This window comes from Bradyrhizobium sp. 191, assembly GCF_023100985.1.
Taxonomy (GTDB): Bacteria; Pseudomonadota; Alphaproteobacteria; order Rhizobiales; family Xanthobacteraceae; genus Bradyrhizobium; species Bradyrhizobium diversitatis.
In genome coordinates this window covers 5,693,243-5,709,892 of sequence record NZ_CP064692.1, presented here as the reverse complement: position 1 = coordinate 5,709,892, position 16,650 = coordinate 5,693,243, and the positions used below count along the sequence as shown (strand labels likewise).

Sequence of the window (16,650 nt, the reverse complement as noted above, 5' to 3'; positions counted from 1 at the left end):
GGTCGCGGCGAGCGAGAGGCGCATGGCAAAAACCAGGCGGAATCGCTGGCGACCGCGATGGATCAAGCTGCAACAAAGGCGAGCCAAGTGCACAAGCCTCGATCCTATCCCCGGAAATTACATCAGGGCTTCAACCGCATGCGCGGTCGCCGGCGTAAGAATGGTGCGCCACTCAGCACAAAACTGCGAACTCGTATGTGATTGACGTTCCAGTGGTATTCGACAAAGCGCATCGATCGAGATTCGATCACCGCGCGTCCGCAAGGGCCCGCGGCTCGACGAGCAGGCCCTGTCGTTCGTAACGGCGGCGCGTTCTCCTGAAGCGTACGACGACGGCATATCGGGTGTTGTTCGCCTTCACGCGCCGCGTGAGCAGGGCATCGCCTGCCGGCAGAAATTCGAGATCATCGAGGCCAACGCATTGCAGACACGCCGGGCCGGGAGGCTCCATCATCAGGAGACCGCCGGTGCCGCCACAGCGATGGCATGTCCACTCCATGTTCAACGGCTGGCGAACAACGCCTTCACCGAAACGATGCGGCCATCGAGCGGGCCGCGGGGCGTTCCAGCTGCGGCGCGCCGATCCGCGGCCTCGGCCTCCCACCGGGCGCTGTCTGCGAACACCACCGTGAAGACGTTCTTCGCTTCGTCTGAATGGATCTGCGCAAGTGCCGCTTCCAGCCGATTAGCGGCGGAAGGGCGCGAACGATCACGTGTTGCTGTCATGAGCAGACCTGTAAGGAGGATCAGGCCACGACAGGCAGGACTTCGACGTCGTAACTATGGGTCAAGGACCGGTTGAGGACCGGATCCTTCAGCTCCATTTCGAAGCGTGTCCCGGGCCGAATACCGCCGATCGCGCCCGGCGTTCCACAGAACATCAGTGTGCCCGCCGGCAGCATGTCCGTCCCGGTGTAACGACGAATGAGATCGCGCGGCGTCCTGAGCGAGGAGACGGGGCTCTCCTGGTACAGAACCCGCTTCCCGTCGATCGTCGCCCACGAGCGAAGGACCAGCTCGTCCCAATGTCCCTCGACATCAGCATATGACCAGAACTGGGCGCCGACCGGCTTGCCGCACAGCTGCTTCGAAAGAGCGATGCCCGACGCTTCCGCCTTGCGGTCGGTATGGTCGGATCCGATCCCGACCCAGAGCCCGTCCGCCATGGCGACGACGACAGGCTCGACCTCGCCGGAACTGTCGGGCCCAAGGACGGTCAGGCGGCTGTCCTGCGTCAATGTTTGTGCCGCGACGCGGTAGTAGAGCGGCGTCGTCGAGGGACGCGGAATGCCGAGCGCGGCGAGCTCCTCGATATGGTGCTCGATCGCTGCCGCGTCCCTGCCCGCCCAGCCCGCAATGACAAGGGACCCGATCTCGACAGCAATGCGGTCGGTCCGATCATTGGCGAGGCGTTCAAACTGCAGGAACATGAGTTTCCCTATCCTTGGTCGATGTGGTCAGGATTTCGCCGCGCTCGATCTGCAGCGTCCTGTCGGCGATCCGGTCGAGCAGCGCGGGCGAGGATTCGGTGATCAGCATGGCCAGCTCCGGCCGATGCTTGCGTAGCTCGCCGAGTGTCCGCGCATAGTCGAGCGCGAGGGCAGGCGCCAGACCCTGGAAGGGCTCGTCGAGCAGCAGGACCTTACGTGCGACCATCAGCGCGCGCCCCAGCGCGACCATCTTCCCCTGCCCTCCGGAAACGCCGCCTGCGAGCCTGGAGCGCATCACGTGCAATTCGGGCAGCAGCTGATAGATTTCGTCGAGCCTGCGTGCGATCTCGGCACGGTCGAGCTTCAGCGCCAGCGCCGGAAGGCGGATGTTCTCCTCCACGCTCAACTCCGGAATCAGGCGACGGTCCTCCGGTGCGTAACCGATGCCGGCACGGGCGCGCGTGTGGGCAGGCCTGCGGCCGAGATCGTCGGCATCAAGCCGGATCGAACCCTCGTCGTGCGCGATGAGTCCCATGATCGCGCGCAGCGTTGTGGTCTTGCCGGCACCGTTGCGGCCGATCAACACGGTCGTCTTGCGCGCGACGATCTCGCAACTGACCGCGCGCAGCACGCGGACGCCCTCGATTGAGACGCTGACCTTGTCGAGACTGAGCATCAGGCGACTCCCAGGACACGTTGGCGGACTTGCGCGTTGCTGAACACTTCGTCCGGCCGCCCCTCGGCCATGATGTTGCCGGCGCTCCACACCAGGACCCGGCTCGCGTAACGCGCGACGACGTCCATGTCGTGCTCGACAAACAGTGCGGTGATGCGGCGCTGGCGCAGGGCCCCCATCAGGGCCTCCATCAGCGGGAAGCGTTCGAGAGCGCTTACGCCACTGGTCGGCTCGTCGAGTAGCAGGAGGCGCGGCCTCAGCGCCAGCGCAACGGCAATGTCCAGCAGCTTGCGGTGCCCTTCGGGAAGCGTACTGCTGATCCGGTCGGCATCGCCAGCGAGACCGACGAGGTCGAGCAACGCCGTGGCCTCGTCGCGTCGCTTCGCGGTCTCGAGCGGGCGGACCGCGCCCCACAGGCCGTCCGTTGCCGCCAGCGCCAGCATCATGTTGTCGATCACGCGCTGCGCCGAGAAGAGCTGCGGGATCTGGAATGCGCGGGCGACACCACGGCGCGCGATAGCGCGTGGCGACAGACGGGTGATGTCGTGACCGTCAAGCACCACGCTGCCCGAACTCGGACGGATATAGCCCGTGCAGATGTTGAGCAGCGTCGTCTTGCCCGACCCGTTCGGGCCGATGATCGCGAGGAACTCGCCGTCATGAACCGCGATGCTGACGTCGTCGGCGGCCCTGACGCCGTTGAATGAGACGTGGAGACCCTTGGCTTCCAGGATGGGACGCGTCATAAACTCGCCGCCTCCTTGCGCGCGAACAGTCCATAGACTCCTTGCGGCATGAACATGATCACGATGATCAGCGTCACACCGACGATCAAGTTCCAGGAATCGGTGACGGTGACCGCCGCGCTGTGCAGCAATTCCAGGAACAAGGCACCGATGAACGCGCCAGGAACGCCACCGATGCCGCCGAGCACGGCGATCAGCACGAGATGACCCGATGCGGTCCAGAACGCGAAATCCGGGACCACGCGACCGATCGCAAAACCGGCGATGGCGCCGCCAAGGCCGGCGAGCGCCGCCGAGATGACATAGGCGATCAGCAGCACCGCCCAGACCGGAATGCCCAGATATTCGAGCCGGATCTCGTTGGTATGGACGGCCGCGAGCGCATGACCGAGCGGGCTGTTCAGGTAGCGCTGCACGGCGAGGCCAATGAGCACCATCAGGCCCAGACTGAGATAGAACAGCACGCTCTTGAAGGCCGGTTCGCCAAGCACGACGCCGAACACAGCCGGGACCGGCACAGGCATGCCGTCAGTCCCGCCGGTGACGCCGTACAGTTTTGCGCACAGCGCGTAAAACACCATGGAAACCGCAAGATTCAACATCGCGAAAAAGATGGCGCGATAGCGGACGAGAAACGATCCGGCGACGGCGCCCACGAGCGCACCGCCCAGCACCGACAGAATCAGCAGCAGCCCAAGATCGTTGACGCCGGCGCGCGTCAGGAACGCAACTCCGTAGGCACTCGCGGCAAAGAACATCGCATGACCGATCGAGATCAGCCCGGCGCGGAGCAGCACGGCGACGCCGAGGGCCGCAAACCCCTTGGCGATCGCCAGAGTCAGGACGAATTGAAGCCAGGGCGCGGCCACAGGCAACAGCGCGAGGACGAGGACCGCCGCGGCGGCAGTGACCGTTCGCATCATATCCTCCGCGCCGCCACCGACCCGAACAGCCCGTAGGGACGGATCAGGAGAACGACAAGCATCGCTGCATAGGGTGCGACGGCATCCAGCGACGGCGCCAGATATATCGCGAGCACGCGCGCCAGGCCGACGATCAGCGAGGCCAAGGCCGCCCCCTCGATTTGCCCAAGACCTCCGATCGCAGCCACGGCAAAGGCAAGCACCATCGTATCCGCCCCGAGCCCCGGGGCGATGCCCGACGTCGGTGTCGCCAGCGCGCCGCCCAATGCGGCCAGGAACACGCCGAGTGAGAACGCCAGAATGAAGATACGGTTGGTGTCGATGCCGATCGACTGCGCCATCTCGCGATCAGTAACCACGGCCGTGATCAGGCGCCCCAGCCGGGTGTGATTGATCAGAAGCCGCAGGCCGATGACGATGAGGAACGCCATCCCGATCAGGAGGATCTGGTAGTTGAGATAGACGACGCCACCGATAGAGGTGGTCCCGAGCAATCGCATCGGCGCGTCTTCGTAGAAGGACTGCACGCCAAAGATCATGCGCTGGAGATCCTCCAGGATGAGGAACAGCCCGAACGTGATCAGGATCTGCACGGCCTCCGATTTGCCATAGGTCCAGCGGATGAGGCCCCGTTCGATCAACGGACCGAATATCGCCGCGACGCACACGGCACTGAACAGGAGCGCCAGGAACGACCAATACGGGTTGAGCTGCCGGCTGGCGATGAACAGGCAGATCGAGGCCGCGACATAGCCGCCGATCGAATAGAGGCTGCCATGGGCAACATTGAGGACTCTCAGCACGCTGAAGACGAGCGTCAGGCCGACCGCCGCGAAGAAGATCAACGCGGCGGTCGCCAGGCTGTCCAGCAGCAAGGGAATGACTGCATTCAACATCGGCCCATCCTTCCGTCATCGAAATCAGGTGAACCTCATCCCGGTCTATTTGTAGCTTCCCGGCTTCGGCAGGCCTTTGGCGAACTCGGGCTTGAGCGTCGCGATCCAGGCCAAAGGATCTTGCCCCGCCTGCGGCATCAGGCTGTCGCCCTTGTAGCGGACCATGTCGCCAATGACGGGAAACTGCTGCGCCGACGTCCTTACGGTCACGCCGACGATCTGGTCGACCAGCCCGTCATTGTCGGTGCGCGTCTGCGCGATGCCGGTCAGGGTCTCGACCTTGCTGCCGTTCATGGCGTCGGCGAGCTCGACACGCGTTGGCCATTTGCCGCCGTTCTTCCGCATCGCGGCATCGTAGGCGGCTTTAACGTAGATCAGCGCGTTGGCCATCTTGATCGATGGGAACACCGGATACTCTCCGAAGCGCGCCTTATAGGCTTCGGCAAACTTCACGGTCTCCGGCTTGGCCCTGGCGTCCGGTGACATCCACCAGCCGTCGCCGAGAACACCGACGATCACGCCGTCGGGCAGCGGTACGCGCTGCAGCACCGTCTCGCCGAGCGCCAGGATCACCTGACTGGAGGTGAAGATCCCACGCGGCGCGGCCTGGCGAACGAAGTTCTCGAGATCGGCGCCCCAAAGGTTGGAGAAGACGACATCGGGACGCGCGGTGGTGAGACGCGAGATTTCGGTCTGGTAATTCGGCGAACCCAGCTTCGGATAGAGTTCGGCGACGATCTCTACGTCCGGCTTCAGGGCTTTCAGCGCCGCGGTGAATATCTTCGCAGCGTCGTGGCCGAACGCATAGTCCGGGTTGATGATCGCAACCGTCTTCACGTCAGGCTTGCGATCCAGCAGGTAGATCGCGTAGGCGATGAATTCGGGTACGGTGTTTCCGTTGGGGCGGAACACATACTTGCTCTTGCCGTCCATGAGCAACTGATGGGTATCGCAGTTCCAGCCCACGGTGGGAACCTCGAGCTGCTCCGCGAGTGGCGCAAGCGCCAGGCAATTGGCGCTCGACAAGGCGGCGACCATGACTTGGTTCTTCGCATCCCCAGCGAGCCGCCGATACTCCGCGATCACACCCTGCGCGCCCTGCGCCTCGTCGACATAGGTCGCGCTGACCGGCACGCCTCCGATGCCGCCCTTTGCATTGATCTCGCCGATCATGAGGTCAGCCGCGTTCTTACCCGGCATGCCGTAGGCCGCGGCAGGACCAGATGTGAACGTGAAGATGCCCAGCCCCAATGCGCTCGGCTTCTCCTGCGCAGCGGCCGGCGTCGCCGCGACCACACCGAGCGCGAGCGCCCCGGCAAGCCCATCCACCACCCATCGGACTTTGCCCTGCGGCACGCCCCGATCAAGCCTGAAGAGCCATTCAAGTGACGACAGGCAACGCGCAACTACGATAGAGATACCTCTAGACGTCATGACTTCTCTTCCCCCTGGTCGGTCGAATGATGTTGGGCAGCAGCGATCCGGATCACACCGGATCGAAATAGTGCATTTCCAAAAGCAGGCAGCCGTTCACGGACTTGAACGGGCCATGTGGCGCGTGCGGTGGCCGGCAGGCATAGGTGTTCGGGGGGAAGCTCTTGCCGCCCTCGCCGTTCGCATCGTTGCCGACGATCAAATCGCCCGAGACCAGATAAACCTCTTCCCAATATTCGTGGGAGAACGGCGCGGTCGTGTAGACGCCGGGCGCAAAGCGCAGCAGCCGAGTCCGCGTCCCGCGCCGGTTCTCCTCGTCCAATCCGCCAGAGATGATCTTCTGCTGGATGCCGGCCGGATATCCCGCCGGCACTTCCCAGCCGGTGGTCATGTCGAGCGTATGGAATTCGTCGTGCTTCTTGTTGACGGGCATGCATTGTCTCCTTCGGATCAGGCGGCTTTGCTGGCGGTCGAGACGCCGTTGAGGTCGTAGGAATCGAGCATGGTCTGGACCAGCCGGTCGGCGCCGGCCCAGTCGTACGTGCGGTACGAGTGGCCCTTGGTGACGAAGGTCGCGCCGGCGTAGAACATCTCGTATTGCTGATGGCGAGAGCCGAACTCCGAGCCGACGGCATCCCAGGCGAGCTTGTAGAACTTCACACGATCATGAGAATTGGCCTTCGGCGACTGCTGGGTCTTGCCGATCAAGGCCGCGATCTCGGGGTTGTCGAAGTCCGCGACTGACGAAGGCAACATGATCATGCCGCCGCCGGCGAGCTCGCGAAGCGTATTGATGACGTGCGCGTAGAGCTGCTGTGTCAGCACCTGCGCCGAATAGAGCGTATGCCGGTCCGGGATGAAATAGGGACCGACCTGCCTGCCCTTGGCCTCCATCGCAGCCACCAGAGCGTCGACCATGCCGGTCTCGGCCGCAAGCTGGCCGAGCATTTCGCGTACCTGCGGGAATTGGGTGACTCCGTTCATGTCGGCGACCCGATGCGCAAGGCCGGTCAGGAACTTGAGCTTGACGCTCAAACGCACCATCGCCTGGTAGTTCTGATAGACGTGGCAAGGCGTAGCGTGAAACTGCTTCTGGCACATTTCGACGTTGCCTTCGATGAAGACGCGCTCCCACGGCACCTTCACGTCGTCGAAATAGAGGACCGAGTCGTTCTCGTCGAAGCGGCTCGACAACGGATTGTCGAACACGGCGCCGGCGGCGTCCTCGTAAGATTTGCGCGACAGCATCTTGAGGCCCTTCGTATTCATCGGGATCGCAAAGGACATCGCGTAGCGCTCTTCGCCCGGCCGCATCGGCTGGATAGTCGTGACGAAGACCTCGTCGGCAACCACGCCGCCGGTGGCGAGCATCTTGGCGCCGCGGATCGTGATCCCTTCGGCGTCGCGATCGACGACACCGGCGGTGAGGAACGGATCGGCCTGCTCGACCGCACCCTTCGAACGATCGGCCTGCGGATTGATGATGACGTAGGTGAGGTAGAGATCCTTGTCGCGGGCGTAGCGGTAGTAGCTCTCGAGCGCGCCGGCGCGCGCGGGATCATGGGCCCGGAAGACGTCAAGCCCCATGTAGAGCCCCGAGATGCAGGAGGCGACATGGTCCGGAGCCCGGCCCATGAAGCCGGCATGCAGCGAGGCCCACGCCTCGAGCGCCTTTCGCCGCGTCACGAGCTCGGCGTAGGAGGCCGGAAGCTGCCAGATGCGGTTGGCAAGACCTTCGCCCGTATCGAAGGTCATCAGCTCCGCATTCTCGGGCGCGCTCGCGAAGTCGAACAGGCCGGCCATGGAGCCGGCGAGATTGCGAAAGGCGCGGTGCGTCGTGACATCGCCAACCGAGGCGCCGTTGATGTAGATGGTGCGGCCATCCTTCAGGCCCGACAGATATTCCTTTGCGCTGCGCATGGCAGTTTCTCCGGTTCGAAACTAGTAGTGAATGGGAAGCGGCCAGCTCGGCTCGCGCTCGGTTTCATCGACGAGATCGCGGTATCGACCACGAAAGAAGATCAAGGGAGCAGCAGACTCGGAGCGGCTTGCGTGGCGGACGACCTGGACGACGAAGATGACATGGTCGCCGCCGTCATAATTGGCGTAGGGTGCACACTCGAAATGCGCCATCGCGCCCGAGATCAGCGGCGCCTCGGCATGGCCGACCGACGTCTTCACCTGGTCCCATTTGCTCGAGAGAGCCCGCGCGAACTGGTTGGAGATGGCTTCCTGGTCGCGCGCCAGGATGTTCACGGCAAAGCCCTTGGCTTCCAGCATCGCGGGCAGGCTGCGCGCCCTGCGATCGACACTGAAGAGAACGAGCGGCGGATCGAGCGAGACCGAGTTGAACGAGCTCATGGTCATGCCGATCAGCTCTTCGCCCTTGCCGCGCGCGGTCACCACCGCCACGCCAGTGGCAAATTCGCCGAGAGCACGTCTGAATGCACGATCCTCCATGGACACCCGTCCCGTCGCCTGGCACCTGATTTATAATTCTCAGATAGCTTCCTGACAAAGCTATTTGGAGATGTCAAGCCTACTTGCTGGGCGGGCGCATGCGTGCTTTTTAAGCAAGCTCGCAATGCCATGATTTGGCCAGGAGATTGACCGCGTGACCGATGCACTCTTGACGGCGTCGAAACCCGAGTTGCTCGACAAGGAGGGAGACCGCACGCTTCGCGGCCTGCTCCACGACTATTTCGCGTTTGGACGCAGTCTGGAAGCCTGCCGTGAAATATTCGCAGGCTTCGTCGACCTGTCGCCTACCCAGTATCTGATCCTGATCGCGATCAAGAATTCGACTGCGGAAGAACCGATGGGCGTGAACCAGGTCGCCGAACGGCTGTATCTGAGCGGCGCCTTCGTCACCAACGAGATCAACAAACTTGTTTCCGACGGCCTGCTCGAGAAAACCCCCCATCCCGAAGACGGACGGCGGGTGCAACTTGCCCTCACCCAGCGCGGAATGAGTCTATTGATCCGCCTTGCCGCCTTACAGCGACCGGTCAACGACGCGCTGTTTGGAATGCTGACGCGCGAGGAGTTCAAGATAATGGCCCAGCTGCTGTCCCGGCTTGCGTCAAACGCTGATAGCGCGCTGAAGCTGGCTGTACATGTGCAGGCTACGCTCAAGTCGCAGGAGGGGCAGCGGGCCTCCGCAGCGAGCCCGCCGCACTCCCGCAAAAAGCGGCGCGCACCGCGCCGCAACGGTCGATAACGCCAGGGCAGGCAGACGTCTGATCTATGTCCACTCCTGACTGATAAGGTTTCGTATGAGAGCTTATCAGGCCGAACTGCCGTCGTTTGCCACCAGCCTTATCGGTCGCCGGCGACTGTTGACCGGCAATGTCAGCTTGAACAGCAAGGTCCGACGTCTGGGCCTGGCATGGGATTCATTTGAAATGTGGTGCGTTTTGGATTGACGCTCTCACCGCGAGACGTCAGTCGGTCTAGTCCATCATTGGGGCGCAAGAGAATTTCCAGCGCAAAGGATCCATTTGATTGATCTATTCTGCCTCCACCAGCGGCGTTCATTCGGTCGCCTCAGAAAATTGGCCGCTTTGTCGCCGGGGCCATTTCTTTCTCCATTCTCATTGCAACGTGAGCGACACAAAGAAAACGCCAAGAACGACGCACGTTTCAACCGAAACCAAGAATCGGCTTCGGCAAGGAAGTCAACGTTCATTCAACGCAGCGAGCGTCACATGCACCCCAACGTGCACGCAATTCAGGGAAAGCCTCAAACAAAGCGTGAGGGACATGATGAACTTGGATCACACATCCGGCCAATCCGACGGCGTCACATAATGGGCTCGTTGGACCCCGCGCCTGGGATGGACAGGGAAAGAGCTGTCTACCGCCCCAAAAAGAAGCCGTGTCCAAGGGACACGGCAAGTTTCAGGGAGGGTGAACCGGGAAAATTCCCGATGCATACGTGAGGCGTGGCCCCGGCCGGTCATCCGCCGGAGCGCGATCGAAAGAATCAGCAGCCGTTCGCAGCCGCCGTCACCATTTCAACGCGGCCGTTCGCACGGGATGGTCCCACAGCGCCCGGGTCTCGGTATCGAGCAGGCTCACGGTGAGCGAGCACCCCGCCATGTCCAGCGAGGTGACATAGCTGCCGACCAGCGAGCGGGCGATACGCAAGCCGCGCTTTTCGAGCATTCGCCGCGCCGCGTTGTACATCAGATAGAGCTCGATCGCGGGCGTTCCGCCAAATCCATTGACGAGCAGCAGGGCTTCATTGCCTTCGCGGGCGTCGAGATCCTCGGCAATGGCAGTGGTCATCTCAAAAGCGATCGCATCGGCGCGCTCCAGCTTGACGCGGCGGCGTCCCGGTTCGCCATGGATGCCGACACCCACTTCCATCTCGTCCTCGGCGAGCACAAAGGTCGGCGTTCCTGCAGCCGGAACCGTGCAACTCGTCAGTGCCACCCCCATCGACCGCATCCGAGCGTTGACGCGCTCGCCGAGTGCAACGCAAGCTTGGAGGTCGGCCCCCTTCTCGGCCGCCGCGCCGACGATCTTCTCGACGATCAGAGTGCCGGCCACACCCCGGCGGCCGATGCTGTGGGTGGAATTCTCGACCGCGACGTCGTCGTCGGTGACGATGGTGGCCGTGCGACCCTCGGAAATCTCGGCCGCCATCTCGAAATTCATGCGATCGCCCGCATAGTTCTTCACGATGAAGAGCACGCCGGCGTCGCCCGAAACGGCCTGCGCCGCCTCGACGATCTGGTCTGGTGTCGGCGAGGTGAAGACCTGTCCCGGACAAGCCGCATCGAGCATGCCATAGCCGACGAAGCCCGCATGCAGCGGCTCGTGCCCGCTACCGCCGCCGGATACGAGCGCGACCTTCCGCGAATTGAGCTCGCGGCGCCGCACGAATTTCCGCTCGGGCCCGAGCGTCACGAGATCGGCATGCGCCGCAGCCAACCCGTCGAGGCTCTCCGCGAGCACGCCATCAACCGAATTGATGAACTTTTTCATGTTCTCCTCCCCTCTTCGTCCCGCTGAGCTTGGCGCTCATTTTTCGCGTATGATCGCACTCAAACGCCGCGCGAATTCCTGCAGCAGCCCATCGAGCTCGGCATTGCGCTTCGAGCTGCCGAGGTCCGGCAGGTGCAGCGTCAGCGTCCGTTCATGCGCCCCCTCCGTCAGGCGGCCGATCCGGCGCGGGTGCGCACGGGTGTAGGCACGAAGGAACGCCGCCTTCGCTTGCGGCGGGAAGTGGCAGACGTCGAAGATCGTGTTCAGGTGCTGCACGGGAATCGGCACCGGATAGGCCGGGTTGCTGATCTGGCTGACGAAGCTGCGGTTCTTGCCCATGGCATGGGCCAGGCGCAGCCGCATGCCTGACGGGCGGCTCTCAAGCACCTCCTTGAAGATGCGCTTGTAAACCGCAACGGCGCCGGCCTCGGCCGGTTCATCGATCGCCATATCAGCCAAGCCCGCCTCCGCTGCTCAAGCGGTCGATGGTCTGCTTGATCTGCGCGAGCGCCGACGCATTTACCGACAATTCGCGCAGGCCGCAATTCAGGAGCGCGGGCAGACAGCGCGGGTCGCCCGCCATGTCGCCGCACAGGCTGACGCTGGTTCCGGCGCGACGTCCATGCTCCGCGGTTCGCGCGATCAGTTCGAGGAGGGCCGGATTCAAGGGATCCATCAAGGGGGCGAGAGCTCCATTGGAACGGTCGCACGCAAGGACATATTGCGCGAGATCGTTCGAGCCGATCGAGAAGAAGGAGGCCTTGAAGGTCGCGATCGCCAGGGCCGCCGCCGGGACCTCGACCATGATTCCCAGCTCCGGGAGCATCGCGGCAATGCCCTCGGCCTGCAAGCGCTGCACGACTTCGGCGAACAGCTTCCGTCCGGACTCGAACTCGTGCGGCGCCGTGACCATCGGAAACATGACCCTGAGATTTCCTTGCACGGCCGCGCGCGCCAGCGCGCGGAGCTGCACGCTGAATATCTCGGGGCGGGCGAGGCAAAGCCGCAGGCCACGCACGCCCAGGAAGGGATTGGCCTCACCGTCGATGGTGAATCCAGGTACCGGCTTGTCGCCGCCGGCATCAAAGGTGCGAATGGTAACCTGGCGTCGATCGGCCCAGTGCATAACGGCGTCGTAGGCGCGATACTGCGTCTCCTCGTCGGGCAGGCCGCCGCGCTCGGCGAGCAGAAACTCGGTGCGCATCAACCCGATGCCGTCGGCATATTGTGCGTCGGCATGATCGAGGTCCTCAACGCGCTGGATGTTGATGAGCAGCTTGATCCGCTCCCCGCGCCATGATGCGGTCGGCCGTCTCAGGATCGCCCGCGCGGACGCCCGGCTCTTGCGATGAATTTCGCGTCTCTTCTCGAACAGCCGGAGCTGCTCGGCACTGGGATCGAGCTCGAGCGTAGCGCCCTCGCCATCGAGCAGCGCCGTCGCGCCGATTTCCGGAATGGCGCCGAGCTGCACGACCATCGGGATGCCCCGCGCGCGCGCCAGCATCGCGACATGACTCGTTGGGCTACCGCGCAGGAGCGCAAGACCACCGCCCGCCGACCAGTCGATTTCAAGGAAACGCGAGGGCGGCAAATCATCGGCGCAAACAACGGCACCGCTCGGTATCTTGGGGGCCTCGCCCCCGCCTCCGCGCAAGATGCTGATGATGCGGTCGCGCAGATCCGCAAGATCGGAGCAGCGCGCCTTCAGATACTCGTCCTCGGCCGAATTATAGTCCGCAATCTGCTCGTCGAGGGCGGAACGCCACGCGACGTCGGCGGCATCCCCCTCGCTTATCGCCGTGAAGATCGCTTCGATGAAATCCTCATCCTCCAGCAGCGCGACCTGGAACTCGAGAATCTGCGCGGCCTCACCTCCCGCGATCGCGGCGAGCTCGGCGATCTGCCCACTCGCCGCGTCGATCGCCTTGCGAAGATCGAGCGCCTCCTCGACCAGCGAGCCTGCGATCCGCTCGCCATTCGTGCCCGCATCGACACGGACGAGCGGGCCGTAGGCAAAGCCGATCGAGGCGGTCCTGCCGCGATAAGCCAGTCCGGCAGCGTCCCCCTGCATGCTACGACGCCTCGTCCGGAAAGTCGGTTGCGATCAGGTTGACCAGGGCGGCGACGGCAGCCTCTGCGTCGCTGCCCGACGCCTTGATCTCGATCGTGCTGCCGTGAGCCGCGCGCATGGCCATGATCTTGGCCACGCTCTTGGCATTGATCCACTCGGCCGCGCCCGCGACCCGGACGGAAATCTGGGCTTGGAACTTCTTGGCCAGCTTGGTCAGCTTGACCGCCGGGCGTGCATGCATGCCCACCGCGTGCACCAGCCGCACATTCTCGGTGATAATCTGGCCATCCGCTTTATCCAGCATCGTCTTATTCCATCATCATTTCGCCGACGCATCAGTCGGCAGAGAGTTCCTCGGCCACGGCCTTGACCTGGGCCAGCGAGCTGCCGCCCGCCGCCTCGGTCGCCGCCATCACGGCGCCCTCGACGATCGGCGCATTGCATACGACAACGAGAGCGCGGCGTGCCGGCTCCAGCATTTCGACCGCCATCTCGCTGTTTGTTTCGGCGCCGCCGAGATCGACGAGGATCGCGACGCCTTTCGTCGACCAGGCATCGTTGATGGCGTCGACGATCAGCGACACGCTGGTGCCGAGCCCGCCATCGGGATTGCCGCCGCAGAAGGCCACCTTGACCTCGCTGCCGACCATCTGCCGCACCATGTCGGCGGTGCCTTTGGCGATGTCCTTCGAATGCGAGACGATCACGATCCCCACGGCATCAGTCATTGCTCTCCCTCCAGGCTCGCGCATACCGCCTGCACGAGAACACAGCTCGAGCGCGCGCCGGGGTCGATGTGACCGACGCTGCGCGGCCCGAGAAACGACGCTCGCCCCTTGGTGGCCCGCATCGGCGCGGTCCGCACGACCGCCTCTGCGGCCGCTGTGCTGACTCGCGCGATCAGGTCCGGTTGGCCGGCCGCATTCTTCAGCGTCTCCAGCACGGGAACGAGCACGTCGAGCATGGTCTTTTCACCGGCGTGCGAACGGCCGCGGGCGCTGACGGCATTCACACCGCTGCCGAAGACATCAGCGATATCCTCAGGCAGATGCTTGTCGTGCGAGAGGGCCTCGCCTGCGGCCAGGAAGAAGCTGCCGTAAAGCGGGCCGGAAGCACCGCCGACCGTCATCACGAGCGTCTTGCCGATCGTCTTCAAAGCCTCGTCGAACGGCTGTTCGGAGATCGCATCAAGCTTGCCGAGCACGGCTTCGAACCCGCGCTTCATGTTGAATCCATGGTCGCCGTCGCCAATCGCCTGATCCAGGCTCGTGAGCTCCGGCGCGCTGGCAATGACCCGCTCTGCGGCCACCTTGACCAGCGATTTGAACGTCTCGGGTTGCAGCGACATTGCGTTTGATCCTCTAATGAACCGCCGGGAGGCGCTGCCCGGCGCCGTCGAAGCAGAGCGGTTGCACCAGATCCAGCTCGACCTCCTGACCGGCATGCAGCGGTTGATGCGGATCCGCAAGCGTGACCAGCATCTCTCCCTTATAGTCCAAGTGAACGTGATTCTGCTCGCCGAGGTGCTCGACCCGGTGCACGCGGCCGACCATCGGCCCGCCATTGCGCGCCGCGAGGCGAAGGTGCTCGGTACGGATGCCGACTGTCTCCGTTCCCCGCGGCAGCGGTACGTCCGACAACAGCCGCGCGGGGAGGAAATTGATCTGGGGCGTGCCGAGGCGCGAGGCGACATAGCTCGACGACGGTCTCTCGTAGATTTCCCGGGGCGTGCCGAGTTGGAGCAACTCGCCGTCCTTGATCACGCCGATCCGGGACGCCATCGTCATGGCCTCGACCTGATCGTGGGTTACGTAGAGGATGGTCGCACCAAGCTCGAGCTGAATCCGCTTGAGCTCCAGCCGAAGCTCGGCACGGAGCTTGGCGTCCAGCGACGACAGCGGCTCGTCCATCAGATAGATCGAGGGATCGCGGACCAGCGCACGACCGATTGCCACCCGCTGCATCTCGCCGCCCGAAAGTCGGGTTGCGCGATTGTTCAGCTTGCTTGCGATATGCAGCAACTCCGCCGTCTGCTCGACCCGCTTCTTGATGATCGGCTCCGATACCCGTCGCGCGGGCGAGCGCAACGGGAACGCAAGGTTGTCATAGACGGTGAGATGCGGATAGAGCGAATATTGCTGGAAGACGAAGGCAATATCGCGCGCTCCCGGAGGAGCCAGCGTCACGTCGCGTCCGTCGATCATGACCGAGCCGGAATCGGGAGTCTCGAGCCCGGTGATCAGCCGCAAGGTCGTGGTCTTGCCGGCACCGCTCGGTCCGAGCAAGACCATGAATTCTCCGTCGTTCACCGAGAGCGAGAGCTCGCGCACCGCCGCCACCGCGCCGAAGCGCTTGCTGATGTTGCGTAGGGCGACGTCAGCCATGGTCTGCGCTCCCCTCGTTGGCAGTTCGTATCGCAAGGCCGCTGGCGACGTCGAACAACGCGAGTCGTTCCGAACGGAATTCAAGGCCGACCCGCTCGCCGATCCGCACGGGCGCGCTGGAGGGCAACCGCGCCGCAATGCGCCCATGCGCGGTGTCGACGGTGACGATCTGGGTGGTCCCAAGATACTCGGCGCCAAACACCTCGCCGCGGACGGGTGCCGCGTCGGTGAAGCGGATATGCTCCGGACGAACGCCGAGTGCCATACCGGCGCTGGCGCGATCCTCTCGGATCTCCGGCACCGCGATGCTCGTGTCGTGGAAACTGATCGTCCGATCGCCGGAGCGCAGACCTGCCTCGAAGCGCAGAAAATTCATGGGCGGCGAGCCGATGAAATCGGCCACGAACATGCTCGCGGGCCGATCATAGATCTCCTGCGGGAAGCCGATCTGCTCAACGCGTCCCTCGTTCATGACGGCGATCCGATCTGCCATCGACATCGCCTCGAGCTGATCATGCGTCACGTAGACCGTGGTCGCCCCGATGCGATCGTGCAGGTCGCGGAGCTCGCTGCACATCAGATGACGAAACTCGGAATCGAGTGCGCCCAGCGGCTCGTCCATCAGAAAGGCCTTTGGCCGCCGCACCATGGCGCGCCCGAGCGCAACGCGCTGCCGATCGCCGCCAGACAGCTTCGACGTCTTGCTCGACAGCAGATGCTCGATTCGCAGTAGTTTGGCCGTCTCCTGCACCCGCTGGTGAATATCGCGCCGAGCCATGCCCTGGCACTTGAGGGGAAAGCCGATATTCTCGGCGACGTTCATGTGCGGATACAGCGCGAAAAGCTGAAACACGAAGGCGATATCGCGCGCGGATGCGCGCTGGAAGGTCACGTCCTCATTGTCGAGCAGGATCTTGCCCTCGGTCGGCAGCTCCAGGCCCGCAATCATGCGCAAGGTGGTGGTCTTGCCGCAGCCGGAGGGGCCGAGCATCGCAAAGAAAGCGCCATCGTCGATCGTGAAATTGGAGCCTTGCACGGCCGCAAACTGATCGAACGACTTGCGCAGGTTTTCGACGCGGATTTGTGCCATGTCTGCCG

20 protein-coding genes are annotated in these 16,650 nt (G+C 63.6%); 1 reads left to right on the top strand and 19 read right to left on the bottom strand.

Annotated elements, in window-relative coordinates; genetic code table 11:
• Positions 1-247: 247 nt before the first annotated feature.
• From IVB23_RS26650 to IVB23_RS26600, 11 genes are all read right to left on the bottom strand, one after another.
• Positions 248-454 (bottom strand): hypothetical protein, encoded by a 207-nt coding sequence (locus IVB23_RS26650; RefSeq protein ID WP_247800578.1) that lies wholly within the window; start codon positions 452-454, stop codon positions 248-250.
• A gap of 47 nt (positions 455-501) precedes the next feature.
• On the bottom strand, positions 502-726 hold the full coding sequence (locus IVB23_RS26645) for an amidase family protein (protein ID WP_247800577.1): 225 nt from the start codon (positions 724-726) through the stop codon (positions 502-504).
• Positions 727-746: 20 nt separating this feature from the next.
• Positions 747-1,430, bottom strand: coding sequence for a DUF2848 domain-containing protein (locus IVB23_RS26640; protein ID WP_247800576.1), 684 nt, complete (start codon positions 1,428-1,430; stop codon positions 747-749).
• Entirely contained in the window at positions 1,414-2,106 is a 693-nt protein-coding gene (locus IVB23_RS26635) for an ATP-binding cassette domain-containing protein (RefSeq protein ID WP_247800575.1), read from the bottom strand. The genes IVB23_RS26640 and IVB23_RS26635 overlap by 17 nt, the downstream gene beginning before the upstream one ends.
• Entirely contained in the window at positions 2,106-2,852 is a 747-nt protein-coding gene (locus IVB23_RS26630; RefSeq protein WP_247800574.1) for an ATP-binding cassette domain-containing protein, read from the bottom strand. Before IVB23_RS26630 ends, IVB23_RS26635 begins: the two co-directional genes overlap by 1 nt.
• Positions 2,849-3,772, bottom strand: a complete 924-nt coding sequence (locus IVB23_RS26625; RefSeq protein ID WP_061880646.1) for a branched-chain amino acid ABC transporter permease — start codon at positions 3,770-3,772, stop codon at positions 2,849-2,851. The genes IVB23_RS26630 and IVB23_RS26625 overlap by 4 nt, the downstream gene beginning before the upstream one ends.
• A complete protein-coding gene (locus tag IVB23_RS26620; protein WP_247800573.1) occupies positions 3,772-4,671 on the bottom strand; it encodes a branched-chain amino acid ABC transporter permease in 900 nt (299 codons plus the stop codon). The genes IVB23_RS26625 and IVB23_RS26620 overlap by 1 nt, the downstream gene beginning before the upstream one ends.
• 45 nt (positions 4,672-4,716) lie before the next feature.
• A complete protein-coding gene (locus IVB23_RS26615; protein WP_245312082.1) occupies positions 4,717-6,027 on the bottom strand; it encodes an ABC transporter substrate-binding protein in 1,311 nt (436 codons plus the stop codon).
• A 130-nt stretch (positions 6,028-6,157) separates the two neighbouring features.
• Positions 6,158-6,538, bottom strand: coding sequence for a cupin (locus IVB23_RS26610; protein ID WP_247800572.1), 381 nt, complete (start codon positions 6,536-6,538; stop codon positions 6,158-6,160).
• A 17-nt stretch (positions 6,539-6,555) separates the two neighbouring features.
• The gene (locus tag IVB23_RS26605; RefSeq protein WP_247800571.1) at positions 6,556-8,025 is read right to left on the bottom strand and encodes a 4-hydroxyphenylacetate 3-hydroxylase N-terminal domain-containing protein; all 1,470 of its coding nucleotides are present in this window, start codon (positions 8,023-8,025) and stop codon (positions 6,556-6,558) included.
• A 21-nt stretch (positions 8,026-8,046) separates the two neighbouring features.
• On the bottom strand, positions 8,047-8,565 hold the full coding sequence (locus IVB23_RS26600; RefSeq protein ID WP_061880623.1) for a flavin reductase family protein: 519 nt from the start codon (positions 8,563-8,565) through the stop codon (positions 8,047-8,049).
• 154 nt (positions 8,566-8,719) lie between these two features.
• On the opposite strand from IVB23_RS26600, the gene IVB23_RS26595 reads away from it, so the two are divergent.
• Positions 8,720-9,325, top strand: coding sequence for a MarR family transcriptional regulator (locus tag IVB23_RS26595; RefSeq protein ID WP_061880622.1), 606 nt, complete (start codon positions 8,720-8,722; stop codon positions 9,323-9,325).
• Between the two features lie 788 nt (positions 9,326-10,113).
• On the opposite strand, the gene dhaK is transcribed toward IVB23_RS26595, so the two are convergent.
• The 8 genes from dhaK to IVB23_RS26555 are packed head-to-tail and all read right to left on the bottom strand — an operon-like array spanning position 10,114 to position 16,642.
• The gene (gene dhaK / locus IVB23_RS26590) at positions 10,114-11,097 is read right to left on the bottom strand and encodes a dihydroxyacetone kinase subunit DhaK (protein WP_247800570.1); all 984 of its coding nucleotides are present in this window, start codon (positions 11,095-11,097) and stop codon (positions 10,114-10,116) included.
• A 36-nt stretch (positions 11,098-11,133) separates the two neighbouring features.
• The gene (locus tag IVB23_RS26585) at positions 11,134-11,547 is read right to left on the bottom strand and encodes a hypothetical protein (protein ID WP_061880620.1); all 414 of its coding nucleotides are present in this window, start codon (positions 11,545-11,547) and stop codon (positions 11,134-11,136) included.
• 1 nt (position 11,548) lies between these two features.
• Positions 11,549-13,168 (bottom strand): phosphoenolpyruvate--protein phosphotransferase, encoded by a 1,620-nt coding sequence (gene ptsP / locus IVB23_RS26580; RefSeq protein ID WP_247800569.1) that lies wholly within the window; start codon positions 13,166-13,168, stop codon positions 11,549-11,551.
• Position 13,169: 1 nt separating this feature from the next.
• Positions 13,170-13,472: an HPr family phosphocarrier protein gene (locus tag IVB23_RS26575; RefSeq protein WP_061880618.1), complete on the bottom strand. Its 303-nt coding sequence runs from the start codon at positions 13,470-13,472 to the stop codon at positions 13,170-13,172.
• A 31-nt stretch (positions 13,473-13,503) separates the two neighbouring features.
• Positions 13,504-13,896 (bottom strand): dihydroxyacetone kinase phosphoryl donor subunit DhaM, encoded by a 393-nt coding sequence (dhaM, locus tag IVB23_RS26570; protein ID WP_061880617.1) that lies wholly within the window; start codon positions 13,894-13,896, stop codon positions 13,504-13,506.
• Entirely contained in the window at positions 13,893-14,516 is a 624-nt protein-coding gene (dhaL, locus tag IVB23_RS26565; RefSeq protein WP_247800568.1) for a dihydroxyacetone kinase subunit DhaL, read from the bottom strand. The genes dhaM and dhaL overlap by 4 nt, the downstream gene beginning before the upstream one ends.
• A 13-nt stretch (positions 14,517-14,529) precedes the next feature.
• Positions 14,530-15,552, bottom strand: coding sequence for an ABC transporter ATP-binding protein (locus IVB23_RS26560; protein ID WP_247800567.1), 1,023 nt, complete (start codon positions 15,550-15,552; stop codon positions 14,530-14,532).
• Positions 15,545-16,642, bottom strand: coding sequence for an ABC transporter ATP-binding protein (locus tag IVB23_RS26555; RefSeq protein WP_247800566.1), 1,098 nt, complete (start codon positions 16,640-16,642; stop codon positions 15,545-15,547). The genes IVB23_RS26560 and IVB23_RS26555 overlap by 8 nt, the downstream gene beginning before the upstream one ends.
• Positions 16,643-16,650: the final 8 nt, after the last annotated feature.